The sequence below is a fragment of the Leisingera sp. MMG026 genome (assembly GCF_021654205.1).
Lineage (GTDB): Bacteria > Pseudomonadota > Alphaproteobacteria > Rhodobacterales > Rhodobacteraceae > Leisingera.
This window is the reverse complement of sequence record NZ_JAKFZM010000165.1, coordinates 1-410: the sequence shown is the minus strand read 5'-3', so window position 1 is coordinate 410 and position 410 is coordinate 1. Positions and strand designations below refer to the sequence as shown.

Here is a 410-nt window from a genome sequence, read left to right as displayed (position 1 = left end):
ATTTCACCGTCCGGGAAATCGGCTTTTTCGACAGCACAGGCGATCTGATCTTTATCGTGGCCGGGGCCACCATGAACGAGGGCACCACCGGGGCCTATGACCTGCTTTATGACGCCTACCTCAATCTGTCCAAGGTCCAGGACGGCCTGGTGATCGTCAACGCGCCCGATGATGCGCTTTGGGCCTTTGGCCTTTCGGCCCTTACCGGCTTGGCCCGGTCCCACCTGGAAACCCAAAAACTGCGGGAAAAACTCACTGCCCTGCATGGCCCCTTTTAAGGAGACAACACATGAGCCTGGAAGCTCTGACCGCTGCAACCGATGCAATGAATGCCTTGACCGAAACCATAAGCGCTGAGCGCAGCCGCATTGCCGCCGCCGCCGATCAGGCGATTGAGGATTTGAACGGTG

At 58.3% G+C, this 410-nt stretch carries 1 pseudogene; it reads left to right on the top strand.

The window, feature by feature from the left end:
- Nucleotides 1-278 (top strand): annotated as a pseudogene (locus L1069_RS24000) (hypothetical protein); the annotation flags it as partial.
- Nucleotides 279-410: the final 132 nt, after the last annotated feature.